This window comes from Polynucleobacter sp. MWH-Spelu-300-X4 (assembly GCF_018687515.1).
Classification (GTDB): domain Bacteria; phylum Pseudomonadota; class Gammaproteobacteria; order Burkholderiales; family Burkholderiaceae; genus Polynucleobacter.
The window spans coordinates 654,022-669,009 of record NZ_CP061294.1; the positions used below are offsets into that span (position 1 = coordinate 654,022).

At 43.5% G+C, this 14,988-nt stretch carries 12 protein-coding genes; 9 read left to right on the plus strand and 3 right to left on the minus strand.

The genetic code is table 11. The annotated features are described in order from the left end of the window. Positions 1 to 11: 11 nt before the first annotated feature. Both murI and ICV01_RS03445 read right to left on the minus strand, forming a co-directional pair. Positions 12 to 815, minus strand: a complete 804-nt coding sequence (gene murI / locus ICV01_RS03440; protein WP_215288638.1) for a glutamate racemase — start codon at positions 813 to 815, stop codon at positions 12 to 14. 41 nt (positions 816 to 856) lie between these two features. Next, positions 857 to 2,377 carry a fumarate hydratase gene (locus tag ICV01_RS03445; RefSeq protein ID WP_215288640.1) on the minus strand — a complete coding sequence of 507 codons (1,521 nt, stop codon included), beginning with the start codon at positions 2,375 to 2,377 and terminating at the stop codon, positions 857 to 859. A 252-nt stretch (positions 2,378 to 2,629) separates the two neighbouring features. Here ICV01_RS03445 and acs point away from each other — a divergent pair, with 252 nt between their 5' ends. Next, positions 2,630 to 4,612 (plus strand): acetate--CoA ligase, encoded by a 1,983-nt coding sequence (acs, locus tag ICV01_RS03450; RefSeq protein ID WP_215288642.1) that lies wholly within the window; start codon positions 2,630 to 2,632, stop codon positions 4,610 to 4,612. 93 nt (positions 4,613 to 4,705) lie between these two features. Next, the gene (locus ICV01_RS03455) at positions 4,706 to 6,763 is read left to right on the plus strand and encodes a sodium:solute symporter family protein (RefSeq protein WP_215288644.1); all 2,058 of its coding nucleotides are present in this window, start codon (positions 4,706 to 4,708) and stop codon (positions 6,761 to 6,763) included. 14 nt (positions 6,764 to 6,777) lie between these two features. Here ICV01_RS03455 and ICV01_RS03460 read toward each other — a convergent pair whose 3' ends face one another. Next, positions 6,778 to 7,323 carry a DUF1415 domain-containing protein gene (locus ICV01_RS03460; protein ID WP_215288645.1) on the minus strand — a complete coding sequence of 182 codons (546 nt, stop codon included), beginning with the start codon at positions 7,321 to 7,323 and terminating at the stop codon, positions 6,778 to 6,780. Between the two features lie 30 nt (positions 7,324 to 7,353). Here ICV01_RS03460 and ICV01_RS03465 point away from each other — a divergent pair, with 30 nt between their 5' ends. From ICV01_RS03465 to ICV01_RS03495, 7 genes are all read left to right on the plus strand, one after another. After that, on the plus strand, positions 7,354 to 8,961 hold the full coding sequence (locus ICV01_RS03465) for an NAD(P)/FAD-dependent oxidoreductase (protein WP_215288647.1): 1,608 nt from the start codon (positions 7,354 to 7,356) through the stop codon (positions 8,959 to 8,961). Between the two features lie 207 nt (positions 8,962 to 9,168). After that, positions 9,169 to 9,945: a ferredoxin--NADP reductase gene (locus ICV01_RS03470; RefSeq protein WP_215288649.1), complete on the plus strand. Its 777-nt coding sequence runs from the start codon at positions 9,169 to 9,171 to the stop codon at positions 9,943 to 9,945. 203 nt (positions 9,946 to 10,148) lie between these two features. Further along, complete coding sequence (locus tag ICV01_RS03475; RefSeq protein WP_215288651.1) at positions 10,149 to 10,919, plus strand: ABC transporter ATP-binding protein; 771 nt, start codon at positions 10,149 to 10,151, stop codon at positions 10,917 to 10,919. After that, positions 10,919 to 11,626: an ABC transporter ATP-binding protein gene (locus tag ICV01_RS03480; protein ID WP_215288653.1), complete on the plus strand. Its 708-nt coding sequence runs from the start codon at positions 10,919 to 10,921 to the stop codon at positions 11,624 to 11,626. Before ICV01_RS03475 ends, ICV01_RS03480 begins: the two co-directional genes overlap by 1 nt. A gap of 33 nt (positions 11,627 to 11,659) precedes the next feature. Further along, positions 11,660 to 12,877 (plus strand): ABC transporter substrate-binding protein, encoded by a 1,218-nt coding sequence (locus tag ICV01_RS03485; RefSeq protein WP_215288655.1) that lies wholly within the window; start codon positions 11,660 to 11,662, stop codon positions 12,875 to 12,877. A 29-nt stretch (positions 12,878 to 12,906) separates the two neighbouring features. Further along, positions 12,907 to 13,827 carry a branched-chain amino acid ABC transporter permease gene (locus ICV01_RS03490; protein ID WP_215288657.1) on the plus strand — a complete coding sequence of 307 codons (921 nt, stop codon included), beginning with the start codon at positions 12,907 to 12,909 and terminating at the stop codon, positions 13,825 to 13,827. Beyond that, a complete protein-coding gene (locus ICV01_RS03495; protein ID WP_215288659.1) occupies positions 13,824 to 14,756 on the plus strand; it encodes a branched-chain amino acid ABC transporter permease in 933 nt (310 codons plus the stop codon). Before ICV01_RS03490 ends, ICV01_RS03495 begins: the two co-directional genes overlap by 4 nt. Positions 14,757 to 14,988: the final 232 nt, after the last annotated feature.

Consider the following 14,988-nt stretch of genomic DNA (forward strand, 5'->3'; position numbering starts at 1 on the left):
GACCACCAACTTTAAGAAATAAAAACAGTGGATGTTTCAACGCCGTGTTGTTCCAAAGCGGTTGGAATAAGTTGCTTGGCTAGTTGATGCAGATGATCGGCATCTAAAGTCGAGTAAAGACGAATCGTACGTGGAGGCGGCGATTGGAGTAGTTCAAACTCTTCGAGTTTGCGAGTGAGTTGTTTAATGACAGCCGCACTTGTGTCAACAATTTGTATGTCATTACCTAAAATTTTTCTAATTAATGGCAATAGAAATGGGTAATGTGTACATCCCAAGACGAGGGTATCAATCCCAGCTGTTTGCATGACGCTTAAATGTTCTCGTAGAAGCGCTTCTGTTTCAGGCGCATCGATCTTACCTTCCTCAATCAGAGGCACTAACCCCAAGCCGGCTTGTGAGATAAATTCGCAATCACCCTGAAGGCTTTTTAATAAAGCGTTGAACTTATCGCTTTTTAAAGTGTTTTGAGTAGCAAGCACGCCAATTTTTTGATTGTTGCTTTGGTGTACAGCAGGTTTGATGCCTGGCTCAACTCCAATAATAGGAATTGCTGGCATGTCGTTACGAATATGGGCAATCGCTTCGGCGGTGGCAGTATTGCAAGCAACCACTAAAGCTTGGCAGCCTTCTCGGGCTAACCAATGGCAGAGATCAAGGCTGCGTTGCGCCACCCACTCACTTGATTTTTCTCCATAAGGCGCGTTAACGGAGTCTGCTAAGTAAATATAGTGGTGGGCTGGGGCTTGGCGTAGGGCTTCATTGAGAACGGTTAGTCCACCAATGCCAGAATCAAACACCCCAATCGTCGCCAAGCGTACCTCAGTCTTTCAGTTATAAAAGTTAACTAATGAGCTCAAGCTGTTGTGACTGGAATTTTTCCAATCTTAGCCTGCCACTCTTTAGGACCTGTGTTGTGAACGGATGTGCCATTTGAATCCACTGCCACAGTCACTGGCATATCTTGAATCGTGAATTCGTAAATAGCTTCCATACCTAAATCAGCAAAACCAACAACCTTTGCTTCTTTAATAGCCTTAGATACTAGGTAAGCCGCACCACCAACAGCCATTAAGTAAGCCGATTTATGTTTCTTGATGGCTTCAATGGCTGTAGGTCCACGTTCGGCTTTGCCGACCATGGAGATGAGGCCTGTTTGAGCCAACATCATTTCCGTGAATTTATCCATACGAGTAGCGGTTGTTGGGCCTGCTGGACCTACAACTTCGTCACGCACTGGGTCTACTGGGCCTACGTAGTAGATGACGCGGTTTGTGAAATCAACCGGTAGTTTTTCACCTTTGGCTAACATGTCTTGAATACGCTTATGAGCAGCGTCACGACCCGTGAGCATTTTGCCGTTGAGTAATAAAGTTTGACCAGGCTTCCAGCTGGCTACTTCTTCTGGAGTTAATGTGTCTAGGTTGACGCGCGTTGATTTTTCCGTATCTGGTGCCCAGCTAACTTGCGGCCAATCAGATAAAGATGGTGGCGTTAATACTGCAGGACCATCACCATGTAGATGGAAGTGAACGTGGCGGGTCGCCGCGCAGTTCGGAATCATCGCTACAGGCAGTGAAGCTGCGTGGGTTGGGTAATCCAAAATTTTCACATCTAATACTGTTGTTAAGCCACCCAATCCTTGGGCGCCAATACCGAGGGCATTCACTTTTTCCATGATTTCAAGGCGTAACTCCTCGATGCGGTTGCTTGGGCCGCGTGCAATTAATTCATGGATATCCACGGGTGCCATCAGTGATTCTTTAGCTAGCAACATGGCTTTCTCTGGTGTGCCACCAATACCAATGCCCAAGATGCCAGGAGGACACCAGCCAGCTCCCATTGTTGGTACAGTTTTTAATACCCAGTCGACAATCGAGTCAGACGGGTTCAGCATGTACATCTTGCTCTTATTTTCGGAGCCGCCACCTTTGGCTGCACAAATAACTTCTAAGCCATCGCCCTCAACGATTTCATAGTGAACAACCGCAGGCGTATTGTCTTTAGAGTTAATGCGTTTACCTGCTGGATCAAGTAGAACGGAGGCGCGCAGTTTATTGTCAGGATTGCCATAAGCACGGCGAACACCTTCGTTGACCATTTCTTGAACGCTCATTTTCGCGTCCCATTTCATATTCATACCCACTTTCAGGAACACCACGGCAATTCCTGTGTCCTGACAGATAGGGCGTTTACCTTCAGCGCACATACGGCTGTTTGTCAAAATCTGGGCAATCGCATCCTTTGCCGCTGGGCTTTCTTCGCGCTCATAGGCTTTACCTAGGGCTGTGATGTAGTCAAGCGGGTGATAGTAGGAAATATATTGAAAAGCGTCTGCGACACTTTGAATAAAGTCTTCTTGGCGAATTGTGCTCATGATCTTTTAGTAAAAGTTGGTCAAAACGCCATTCTACCTAGATAGAGGGTCCTTTTAGTATTTCGATTAGAGCAAACACTTGATTAAATCGACTAACTAACCACGGAGTCAGTGTTTTAGGGGTTTATCTTCATTTCCCTAGGGAGAACCCTCATTTAACCTAACTTTATAAAGAATGTCAGCCAAATGTCAGTCCTTAGACCTAACCTCATGTTTTGTCTAAACACTGCTTAGAGAAGTAGGAGAAAACGTATGTCCGGTATGGAACAGTTATTGGTAGAAAATCGTGTGTTTAACCCACCTAAAGCATTTTCAAAAAATGCTGCAGTTTCTAGCATGGAGCAGTACAACGCTATGTGCCAGTCTTTTGAAAAAGACTTCAACGGTACATGGGCGCGCTTAGCTAAAGAAAACTTATATTGGAAAAAGCCTTTTACTAAAGTTTTAGATGAATCAAAGGCACCGTTTTATAAATGGTTTGAAGATGGTTTAACCAACGCCTCTTATAACTGTATCGACCGTAATATCGAAAATGGCTTAGGTAAAAAAACAGCTATTATTTTTGAAGCTGATGGCGGTGAAGTTACAAAAGTAACTTATCAAGAATTGCATGACCGTGTTGCAACTTTTGCGAATGGTTTGAAAAAGCTAGGCATTAAAAAAGGTGACCGTGTTGTTATCTATATGTCTATGTCTATTGAAGGTGTGGTGGCGATGCAGGCGTGCGCCCGTATCGGTGCAACGCATTCAGTCGTGTTTGGTGGATTCTCAGCAAAATCATTGCAAGAACGTATTGTGGACGTAGGTGCGGTAGCGTTGATTACAGCAGACGAGCAAATGCGTGGTGGTAAAGCTTTGCCATTGAAGACTATTGCTGATGAAGCGCTTGCTTTAGGTGATTGCGACAAACTTAAGCATGTAATTGTTTATAAGCGTACTGGCGGTAATATTCCAATGGTAGCTGGTCGTGACAAGTGGATGCATGATGTGTCTGCCGGTCAAGCTAAGAAATGCGAGCCTGAGTGGGTGAGCGCAGAGCATCCATTATTCGTTCTTTATACATCTGGTTCAACAGGTAAGCCAAAAGGTGTGCAGCACGCAACAGGTGGTTATTTATTGTGGGCGATGTTGACGATGAAGTGGACATTTGACTTGCGCGATAGCGATGTGTTCTGGTGTACGGCTGACATTGGTTGGGTGACAGGTCATAGCTATATCGCATACGGTCCTTTGGCTTGTGGCGGTACGGAAATCGTGTTTGAAGGTGTGCCAACCTATCCAAACGCAGGACGTTTCTGGGAAATGATTCAGCGTCACAAAGTGAGCATTTTCTATACAGCACCAACGGCGATTCGTTCATTGATCAAAGCTTCTGATACGGATCCTAAAGTTCATCCAAACAACTACAACTTAAAGACTTTGCGTTTGTTGGGTTCAGTGGGTGAGCCAATCAATCCTGAGGCTTGGATGTGGTATCACAAGAATGTGGGTGGTGAGAAATGCCCGATTGTGGACACTTTCTGGCAAACAGAAACAGGCGGTCATATGATTACGCCGTTACCAGGCGCCACACCATTAGTGCCAGGCTCATGCACATTACCATTGCCAGGCATTATGGCGGCGATTGTGGATGAGGCTGGTGGCGATATGCCAAATGGTCAAGGCGGTATCTTGGTTGTAAAACGCCCATGGCCATCTATGATTCGCACGATTTGGAATGACCCGGAACGCTTTAAGAAGAGCTATTTCCCAGAAGAACTAGGTGGTACCTTGTATCTTGCTGGCGATGGCGCAATTCGTAACAAAGACAATGGTTACTTCACTATTACAGGTCGTATTGATGACGTATTAAACGTTTCCGGTCATCGTATGGGTACGATGGAAATCGAATCTTGCCTAGTGGCTAATCCATTAGTGGCTGAAGCTGCTGTGGTGGGCCGTCCTGATGATATGACGGGTGAGGCGATTGTGACCTTTGTGGTTCTTAAAGGTAAGCGTCCAACAGGCGATGAGGCTAAGAAGATTGCCACTGAGTTGCGTAATTGGGTTGGTAAGGAGATTGGTCCAATTGCTAAACCAAAAGAAATTCGTTTCGGTGATAACTTACCTAAGACTCGTTCTGGAAAAATCATGCGTCGCATCTTGCGCGTATTGGCAAAGGGCGAGGAAGTTACTCAAGACGTTTCAACGCTTGAGAATCCAGCTATCTTGGAGCAGTTAAAAGAAGCGATTTAATATCCTTAAAAGAAGCCGTCGTTCATCGATAGCTAATTAAAGGCCGGTGTCAGTAGATGCCGGCTTTTTTTTCGAGTAGGTCATAATTGAAATATGCGCATTCGAGCTGAGTCAAAGAAGATAGGTTTTTTCTATTTGTTGTTTACAGCAGGATTTTTGCTATTCATTTATTTCTTGGCGCTGATGGAAAAAGCGAATGGCCCAGGTATTTGGCTAGGTTACGTTTTCTTATTTGTCACGATTGCGATTTACGCCAGTATTGGTTTGATTTGTAGAACTTCCGATATTAATGAGTACTACATAGCGGGGCGGCGCATACCTGCGATATTTAATGGGATGGCAACAGCCGCCGACTGGATGAGCGCGGCTACCTTTATTGGGTTGGTGGGGATTTTATTTAGTTCCGGTTACAAAGGTTTAGCTTTTATCGTGGGGTGGACCGGCGGCTTTTGTTTGGTTGCTATGTTGATTGCTCCTTATATTAGGAAGTTTGGTTCTTTTACGATTCCAGATTTTCTGGCGATTCGTTATAGCCAAGGCGTATTAGGCGGCAGTAGAACTGTGCGTTTGGTGGCAGTGGGTGTAACGATTGTGGTTTCTTTTGTCTATTTGGTGGCCCAAATTCAAGGGGTGGGTTTAATCGTCAATCGCTTTATTGGTGTTGAATTTGGCATCGGTGTTTTCTTTGGTTTGGCAGGTATCTTGGTGTGCTCATTTTTAGGGGGCATGCGAGCGGTTACATGGACGCAAGTGGCTCAGTACATTATTTTGGTGATTGCGTTACTTTTGCCCTTAGGCATGATGTCTTATAAAAAACATGACAGCTTCTTGCCGCAGATCACTTACGGTAAAGTTTTAGAAGAGATTGAGTATCACGAAAAAGACTTTGAGGTTACTGCTGAAGAAGTGAAGGTGCGTAATTATTATCAAAAGCAGACTGTTTTGCTTCAAAAGAAAATTGATGATTTGCCACTTTCTTATGTCAATGGCAGAAAAGCTATTGAAAAAGAATTGACTGATGCAAGAATTAATCAGCTGCCTTTGAAAGAGGTAAAAGCGATTGAGAAGAAATTGCAGCAATATCCATCAGATCCAGCAAATGCTTATGATGTTTGGTTAAAAGAGAAACAAGAGGCGTATGTACGTAGCCAAGCGGCTGTGCCGTCGATGCAGCCAGTTAGTGGTAGAGGTTTTGGGGTATCAAGTCTTGATCAATTAAATTTTATCTTGTTGATTTTTTGCTTGATGTTTGGGACGGCTAGTTTGCCCCATATTTTGACACGCTACTACACAACAACTAGTGTTTCAGCAACACGATATTCAGTTTTTTGGACCTTGTTATTTATCGCTATTTTTTATTTAAGTGTGCCGGCGCTTGCAGCGATTGTTAAGTTGGAATTGTTTAAAAATTTAGTGGGCATTTCTTACGCTGATTTGCCCAGTTGGGTCACACAGTGGCGCAAAATTGAACCGGCTGTGATTTCTTTGACGGATATTAATGGTGATGGCTATGTGCAGTGGGCTGAGTTGTCGATTTCTCCGGATATGATTATTTTGGCTGCCCCAGAAATTACAGGGTTGCCATATGTTATTTCTGGTCTAGTTGCTGCTGGCGCTTTGGCTGCAGCCTTATCGACTGCTGATGGTTTGTTGTTGACAATTTCTAACTCAATTTCTCATGATGTCTACCATCATCTGATTGATAAAAATGCTTCTCATCAAAAGCGTGTGACTGGGGCAAAAATTGTTTTGTTAGCGGTGGCTTTGTTAGCTTCTTATATTACGTCTTTGCGCCCTGGAGATATTTTGTTTTTAGTGGGAGCAGCATTTTCTTTAGCGGCCTCAAGTTTTTTTGCCGTTTTAGTGTTGGCGGTTTTTTCTAAGCGCATTAATAAGTGGGGAGCTATTGCCGGTATGGTGACCGGATTGACTGTGAGCGGAACCTATATTGCGCTTAATTACCCATTCGCTTCTAGGGTGACTGGAATATTCGGTAACCGTTGGTTAGGCGTTGATCCGATTGCCTCCGGTGCATTTGGTATACCGGCCAGTTTTTTAGCAGCTTTTATAGTTTCTTATTTAACTACTCCTAATCCGCCAGTCATTGGCCGTTTGATTGATTACTTAAGAGAAAGCCGTTCTCACATTTAATGCTAGCAACACCATTATTTAGGGAATAACTTTTTCCAACCAGTAGCCCCTAGTTTTTTCATGGTTTCCATATTGGTTTCATAGATTGTTTCTGCTTCTGGAAAAGCTTCAACAGCCTTATCAATACTATCTTCCCTGATGAGGTGCAAAGTTGGGTATGGTGAACGGTTGGTAAAGTTGGTGATGTCGTCGAATTCGGTATCTGCGAATTGATAGTTTGGATGAAAGCTAGCGATTTGCAATTCTCCGTCTAATTGCATGTCTTCTAATAGTTGATCTGCCAATTCTAAAAAATTGTTGTATTCCAAAAAATCTTTTAATACGTAAGGATGAATGAGTAGCGTGGTATCTGTTTTATGGGGTGATACTTCCGCAAGGTGTTCGAGTTCTCGAGCTAGGTCTTCTAAAAGAGCTTCTTCATCGCGAGCTTCGCTCACAACATAGCGAATTTGTTCTTTGACGTGAACGGCTTTGGCAAACGGGCAAAGATTTAGTCCAATGACCGCTTTGATGAGCCAGTCTTGAGTTTCTTCGATGGGATTAAAATCTTTGTCTGACATTTCGTATCGCCTTGTGTATTGTGTAGCCCTATGATTCGTATCACTGAACTTCGTCTAGCTGTAGACCATGCTCCTTCTGAGCTAGAAGATGCCATCTTAAAGCGTTTAGCTATTTCTGCTAAGGATTTAGTGAGCTTTATTGTATTTAAGCGAAGTTACGACGCCAGAAAAAATACAGCGTTGTCATTTATTTACACAATTGACCTTTCTGTGAAAGATGAGGAAGGGGTGTTAAAGCGTTATGCCCATGATGAGCATGTGCGTGTATCGCCCGATACCACTTATCACTTTGTGGCAAAGGCGCCGGCTGTTCTAGCGCAACGGCCTGTGGTGATTGGTTTTGGTCCCTGTGGAATTTTTGCCGCTTTGCTTTTGGCTCAAATGGGCTTTAAGCCGATTGTGCTTGAGCGCGGCAAGCAGGTGCGTGAACGTACCCAGGATACTTGGGGCTTGTGGCGCAAAAAGATTTTGAATCCGGAGTCCAATGTTCAGTTCGGCGAGGGCGGTGCGGGGACTTTCTCAGATGGCAAGTTGTATAGCCAAATTAAGGACCCTAAATTTTATGGTCGCAAAGTCATTGAGGAATTTGTTAAAGCTGGCGCTCCTGAAGAGATCTTGTATGTAGCTAAACCTCATATTGGGACTTTCCGCTTAGTTGGTATGGTTGAAAAAATTCGTCAAGAGATTATTGACCTGGGTGGCGAGGTTCGTTTTCAGCAAAAAGTGACGGGCTTTGAGATTGCTGATGGAGGTATCAAAGCTGTGAAGTTAGAGGGTGGTGAGCGCATTGAGGCAAACCATGTTGTTTTAGCCTTGGGGCATAGCGCACGCGACACCTTTAAGACTTTGCATGAAAGTGGCGTTTATATGGAGGCAAAGCCGTTTTCAGTCGGCTTTCGAATTGAGCACCCACAATCTTTGATTGATAAAGCAAGATTGGGGCCGCATGCAGGGCATCCTTTGATTGGCGCCGCTGATTACAAGTTGGTGCATCACGCTAAGAATGGTCGTGCTGTTTATAGCTTTTGCATGTGTCCTGGAGGAACGGTAGTTGCTGCCACCTCTGAGGAGAACCGAGTTGTCACTAATGGCATGAGTCAGTATTCACGCAACGAGCGTAATGCGAATGCGGGCATTGTGGTGAACGTTGATCCTAAAGATTATGGGGCTACCCCTGAAAATCCTTTGGCTGGAATTGATTTTCAGCGAGCTTTAGAGTCAAAGGCTTTTGAGTTGGGTGGTAAAACCTATGAAGCTCCTGGGCAGTTGGTTGGGGACTTTTTGGCGGGTCGTCCTTCAACGGAGTTGGGCAGTGTCATACCTTCTTACAAACCAGGTGTGCATTTGACTGATTTGGCCAGCGCTTTACCTGATTACGCTATTGAAGCGATGAGAGAGGCTTTGCCAGCCTTTGATAAGAAGATCAAAGGTTTTTCTATGAAAGATGCGGTTCTAACAGGGGTTGAGACTAGAACCTCTTCACCCTTAAGAATTACTAGGGGTGCCAACTATCAAAGCCTCAATGTAAAAGGGCTGTACCCGGCTGGAGAGGGAGCTGGGTATGCTGGAGGCATCTTATCTGCTGGGGTGGATGGCATTAAGGTTGCTGAAGCCCTTGCCTTGGATATAGTGGGCTAGGGTAGAAAAGCACACTGAAATAGGTCTTTTTGACTTAAATCGTTGTTTCTCTTAGGGAAGTGTTTAAAATCTGAGTTTCACGAATTTAGATAGATAAGTAACTTTAACTATGACTTATTCATCTATTGATATAAGTAATACATATTTCCCAAAGATTTAGTTATTAGGTATCTTTCGGGTGGTTATTTAGAACAAGACTCAGGAATCATGGCAAGTTATCAAACAGAAACAGTACTAACAGTTAAACACTGGAATGACACGCTTTTTAGCTTCACAACTACTAGAAACAAAGGCTTGCGCTTCCGTAATGGCCATTTTTTAATGATTGGACTAGAGGTTGAAGGAAAACCTTTGGTGCGCGCCTATAGTGTGGCAAGCCCTAACTATGAAGAGCATTTGGAGTTTTTGAGTATTAAGGTTGAGAATGGACCGTTGACCTCAAGACTGCAAAACATCAAAGTAGGCGACCCTATTTTGGTGAGTGAAAAATCGGTGGGTACTTTAGTTATTGATGACTTAAATCCAGGTAAAAACCTTTATTTATTCAGTACAGGTACTGGTTTGGCACCATTTATGAGCATTATTAGAGACCCTGAAACTTATGAGAAGTTTGAGAAAGTGGTCTTGATTCATGGTGTGCGCTTGGTTAGCGAGTTGGCTTATGAGGATTACATCCGCAATGTTTTACCTAATGACGAGTTCTTGGGTGAGATGGTGCGTGAGAAGTTGATTTATTACCCAACTGTGACACGTGAAGCTTTCAAACACACAGGCCGTTTAACAACTGCAATTGAAAATGGTCAGTTGTTTAAGGATATCGGTTTACCACCACTAGATCCTGCTACTGATCGAGGCATGATTTGTGGAAGCCCGTCCATGCTAAAAGAAATCTGTGAAATGTTAGATGCTAGGGGCTTTAAGGTTTCACCAAGCCTTGGTGTTTTGGGTGATTATGTCTATGAGAGAGCATTCGTAGAGAAATAATCTCGAGATAATTTGAATGTACGAAAAGAGCCACCTAAGGGTGGCTTTTTTATTAAAACCATAAGAAGTTTAGAAGGTCAATAGCTTTAATTCCCTATCGTCAATGTAATGACAATCCCTTATTGTTCAATTAATAACTTAAGTTTATTTTCATGGACTTAGGCTGTCTTAATTTAATTAAAAAGAAACGAAAAGCGGACATCATGTCAGATGTAATTCTTGAAACGAAAAAGCTCACAAAAGAGTTCTCGGGGTTTGTGGCTGTTAGTGACGTTGATTTAAAGGTGCGTGCTGGCACAATTCACGCCTTAATCGGCCCTAATGGTGCGGGTAAGACAACGTGTTTCAATTTGTTAACCAAGTTCATCACGCCAACATCTGGTCAGATCATCTATAAGGGTGAAGATATTACTCAAAAGGGCTCTGCTGAAATTGCGCGTATTGGTATGGTTCGGTCCTTCCAGATTTCAGCGGTGTTTCCACATTTAACTAATTTAGAGAATGTGCGCATTGGTCTGCAAAGAAAATTGGGCACGTCGATGCATTTTTGGAAAAGTGAACGTTCTCTCAATCATTTAAATGATGAGGCAATGAGTTATTTGGAGCAGGTTGGTTTGGAAAAGTATGCTGACATGACAGCGGTGAGCCTGCCTTATGGACGTAAGCGCGCTTTGGAAATTGCCACTACTTTAAGTATGAATCCTGAAGTGATGTTGTTGGATGAACCGACGCAAGGTATGGGTCATGAAGATGTGGAAAAAGTGACTCAATTAATTAAAAAAGTATCTGCAGGTCGAACTGTATTAATGGTTGAGCACAATATGAAGGTGGTTTCTTCGATTGTGGACACAATCACAGTTTTGCAACGTGGAAAAATTATTGCTAATGGCAACTATGCAGAAGTATCTGCAAACCCTCAGGTAATTGAAGCTTATATGGGTAGTGCTGCTAATGCAGAGTTGGGAGCTCATTAATGTCGGCGCATACAGTTTTAAAGATTAAAGATCTTCATGGATGGTATGGAGAGTCTCATGTATTACATGGCATTGACTTGGAAGTTGCGAATGGCGAAGTTGTGACTTTATTGGGTCGTAATGGTGCTGGTAGAACATCCACATTGCGTGCCATTTGTGGCTTGATTGGGAAACGTACTGGAAGTATTGAGATACAGGGGCAGGAAACAACTAGCTTAGAGCCGCATTTAATTGCTCGTTTAGGTGTTGGTTATTGTCCTGAAGAGCGCGGTATTTTTAGCTCTTTAACCTGTGAACAGAATTTAATGTTGCCACCAACCTTGGCTGAAGGTGGTATGAGCATTGAAGAAATTTACACCATGTTCCCCAACTTAAAGGAGCGTCGCAATAGTCCAGGTGGTCGACTATCTGGCGGTGAACAGCAAATGTTGGCGATGGCTCGTATTTTAAGGACGGGTGCCAAACTATTACTTTTGGATGAGATTACAGAAGGTTTGGCGCCTGTGATCGTTGAGCGATTAGGGCAAATTGTGACGGCGTTAAGAGAGCGTGGTTTCACAATTGTGCTAGTGGAGCAGAATTTTAGATTTGCTGCGCCCTTGGCTGATCGTCACTATGTGATTGAACATGGCAAGGTTGCTAAGGTCGTGCGTCAGGACGAATTGGCTGCCAGCATGGGGGTTTTAAATGAATTATTGGGTGTGTAGTCCTTTTAAGGTTATCAACGAGGAGGTTAGAAGATGAAACGTAAATTAATCGCACAAGCTATTGCTGCTTTGAGCTTTTCAGCTATTGCAGCGGGTGTGCAAGCGCAAAAAGTTAGTGATGATGTTGTCAAGATTGGTGTTTTGACAGATTTGTCAGGAGCTTATTCTGATGTGGCAGGACAGGGTTCTGTGGTTGCTGCGCGTATGGCGATTGAGGATTTCTCAAAAACCAAAACAGTATTGGGCAAGAAAATTGAGTTGGTTTCTGCTGACCACCAAAATAAGGCTGATATTGCAGCTAACAAATCACGCGAGTGGTTTGACAAAGAAAAAGTAGACGTGATTGTTGACTTGGTTACAACGAGTGCAGCTTTGGCCGCAATGGAAGTTGCTGAGCAAAAGAACAAGATTACATTGAACTCTGGTGCTGCTTCTAGTGCGATTACAAATGCTAAATGTACAGCAACGAACGTTCACTGGACTTATGACACGTACGCTTTATCAGCTGGTACTGCAGGTGCCATGGTTAAAACTGGTAAGAAAACTTGGTATTTCGTGACAGCGGATTACGCGTTTGGGCACAGTCTTGAGCAAGATACTTCTGCAGTGGTGACTGCTAATGGCGGTAAGGTGTTGGGCTCAGCTCGCCACCCATTCCCAGGTAGCGATTTCTCTAGCTTCTTGTTGAAGGCCCAGGCTTCTGGTGCGCAAGTGATCGGTTTAGCTAATGCGGGCGCTGACACAATCAATGCGATTAAGCAGGCGGCTGAGTTTGGTATTAACCAAAAACAAACAATTGTTCCTTTGTTGATGTTTATTTCTGATGTTCATTCATTGGGTCTAAAGACAGCGCAAGGTTTGACTGTGACAGAAGGTTTCTACTGGGATCTTAATGAGCAAACACGTGCTTGGTCTAAGCGTTTCTTCGCTCAGCACAAGCGTATGCCAACAATGGTTCATGCCGGTGTTTATTCATCTGTTATGAATTACTTGAAAGCAGTTGAAGCTACTAAGACAGATGACACAGCTACTGTGATGGCTAAGTTGAAATCAACACCAATTAATGACGGTTTATTCAAAGGCACAATCCGTGCTGATGGTAAGTTTGAGCATGATATGTATTTGCTAGAAGTGAAGAAGCCATCTGAGTCAACAACACCATGGGATTACTACCATGTGCGTGCTGTTATCCCAGCAAAAGATGCTACTTTGCCTTTGTCAAAATCCACATGCAAATTGGTTAAGAAATAATTTTTTAAAGAATCTCGGAGCGTCGCATCATGTTTGAATGGTTAGGCATTACGCCTCAAGGTCTCGTTGCTCAGTTGTTGGTTGGGCTCATTAATGGGTCTTTCTATGCAATCCTGAGCTTGGGTCTTGCAATCATATTTGGTTTGTTAAATGTGATTAATTTCACGCATGGTGCGCAATACATGCTGGGAGCTTTTGTTTCTTGGATTGGGTTAACTCAATTAGGTAACTGGTTAGGTATGCCAGACCTAGCTGTTAATTATTGGGTAGCCCTTTTCCTATCACCCATTATTGTGGGGGTGGTAGGTATGTTGATTGAACGATTCATGTTGAAACGTTTGTATCACTTAGATCATTTATATGGTTTATTGCTGACCTTCGGTTTGGCTTTGGTGATGGAGGGGATCTTCCGTCATTGGTATGGTATTTCAGGTGAAAGCTATCCTGTTCCTGAGGCTTTACAGGGTGGTATGCAGATAGAAAGCTTAGGTTTATTTTTACCAATTTACCGCTTATGGGTGATTGTGGCTTCTTTGGTGGTTTGCTTCGCTTCTTGGTATGTGATTGAAAAAACCAAGCTCGGCAACTATTTAAGGGCTGGTACGGAAAATCCTAAATTGCTTCAAGCATTAGGCATTAATGTGCCATTGATGATTACTTTGACTTATGGTTTTGGCGTGGCCTTGGCCGCATTTGCTGGCGTATTGGCGGCACCTGTATTTCAGGTGAACCCAGTGATGGGTTCTAACTTGATTATTGTCGTGTTTGCTGTGGTGGTAATCGGCGGCATGGGGTCGATTATGGGTTCCATCGTGACGGGTATTACTTTAGGTTTATTAGAGGGTTTGACTAAAGTGTTTTATCCAGAGGGTTCAGGGGTTGTTATTTTTGTGATTATGGCGATCGTTTTGTTGTTGCGTCCAGCTGGTTTATTTGGGAAAGAAAAATGAAAATTAATTCTCAAACGTTGTACTGGATTTTGTTGGCACTACTGGTGCTAGTACCTTTTCAGGATTTTATTTACATCGTTTTCATGATGAAGGTGTTGTGCTTCGCTTTATTTGCGTGCGCATTTAACTTGTTGTTGGGTTACACAGGGCTTTTGTCTTTTGGCCACGCCGCTTTCTTTGGCGGAGCTTCTTACATTACAGCGCATGTGTGTAAAGAGTGGGGGTGGACGCCTGAGTTGGGTATTTTGGCGGGTATGTTTTATGCCATGGTGACTGGTTATCTGTTTGGGTATCTTGCGATTAAACGCCAGGGCATTTATTTCGCAATGATCACTTTGGCTTTGTCTCAGTTAATCTTCTTCTTGGCGCTTCAGTTGCCATTTACACATGGTGAAGATGGTGTTCAGGGTGTGCCACGCGGCGCATTCTTAGGAATTATCGATTTATCTTCTGACTTGGCTTTGTATTACTTTGTATTGGCTATTTTTGCGATTGGGTTTGCTACGATTTTGCGTACGATTCATTCACCATTTGGTCAGGTGTTGAAATCGATTCGTGAGAACGAGCCTAGGGCCATTTCATTGGGGTACGACGTTACCAAGTTCAAGTTATTGGCTTTTGTTATTTCCGCCACCTTAGCTGGTATGGCTGGTTCAACCAAATCGTTGGTTTTCCAGTTGGCTTCTTTAACCGATGTTCACTGGCATATGTCTGGTGAAGTGGTTCTAATGACTATTTTGGGTGGTATCGGTACGATCTTAGGCCCAGTGGTGGGAGCTGCAGTTGTGGTCGGGTTGCAAAACTACTTAGCTGGTATTGGATCTTTCAGTACGATTGTGTTGGGGGCTATTTTCGTGGTTTGCGTATTGGCTTTCCGCAGAGGTCTGGTTGGAGAGGTTATTGAGTTCATGCGTAAAAAAGCTGAGTAATAAGCTGGCTAATCAGTAAACATTTTTTAGGCAATAAAAAAGCCCTTAGTGATAAGGGCTTTTTCTTTATAACAACTGGCGGAGAAGCCGACCCCCTCACATTTTTAAGGTAACACCACGCCTAATTAAATTAGGCATGTTGAGTCTCAATGGGTAACATTTTGGTAACAAACTTTGGTAACTCCATGATTTCGACGTCGAAACCTTTGATAAAAGGCTATGTATGGCGGAC

What these genes read in the sequence shown, in the direction of transcription:
- ICV01_RS03445 (WP_215288640.1), bottom strand. Translation starts at nt 2,377, where the DNA reads ATGAGCACAATTCGCCAAGAAGACTTTATTCAAAGTGTCGCAGACGCT.
- acs (WP_215288642.1), top strand. Translation starts at nt 2,630, where the DNA reads ATGTCCGGTATGGAACAGTTATTGGTAGAAAATCGTGTGTTTAACCCA.
- ICV01_RS03455 (WP_215288644.1), top strand. Translation starts at nt 4,706, where the DNA reads ATGCGCATTCGAGCTGAGTCAAAGAAGATAGGTTTTTTCTATTTGTTG.
- ICV01_RS03460 (WP_215288645.1), bottom strand. Translation starts at nt 7,323, where the DNA reads ATGTCAGACAAAGATTTTAATCCCATCGAAGAAACTCAAGACTGGCTC.
- ICV01_RS03465 (WP_215288647.1), top strand. Translation starts at nt 7,354, where the DNA reads ATGATTCGTATCACTGAACTTCGTCTAGCTGTAGACCATGCTCCTTCT.
- ICV01_RS03470 (WP_215288649.1), top strand. Translation starts at nt 9,169, where the DNA reads ATGGCAAGTTATCAAACAGAAACAGTACTAACAGTTAAACACTGGAAT.
- ICV01_RS03475 (WP_215288651.1), top strand. Translation starts at nt 10,149, where the DNA reads ATGTCAGATGTAATTCTTGAAACGAAAAAGCTCACAAAAGAGTTCTCG.
- ICV01_RS03480 (WP_215288653.1), top strand. Translation starts at nt 10,919, where the DNA reads ATGTCGGCGCATACAGTTTTAAAGATTAAAGATCTTCATGGATGGTAT.
- ICV01_RS03485 (WP_215288655.1), top strand. Translation starts at nt 11,660, where the DNA reads ATGAAACGTAAATTAATCGCACAAGCTATTGCTGCTTTGAGCTTTTCA.
- ICV01_RS03490 (WP_215288657.1), top strand. Translation starts at nt 12,907, where the DNA reads ATGTTTGAATGGTTAGGCATTACGCCTCAAGGTCTCGTTGCTCAGTTG.
- ICV01_RS03495 (WP_215288659.1), top strand. Translation starts at nt 13,824, where the DNA reads ATGAAAATTAATTCTCAAACGTTGTACTGGATTTTGTTGGCACTACTG.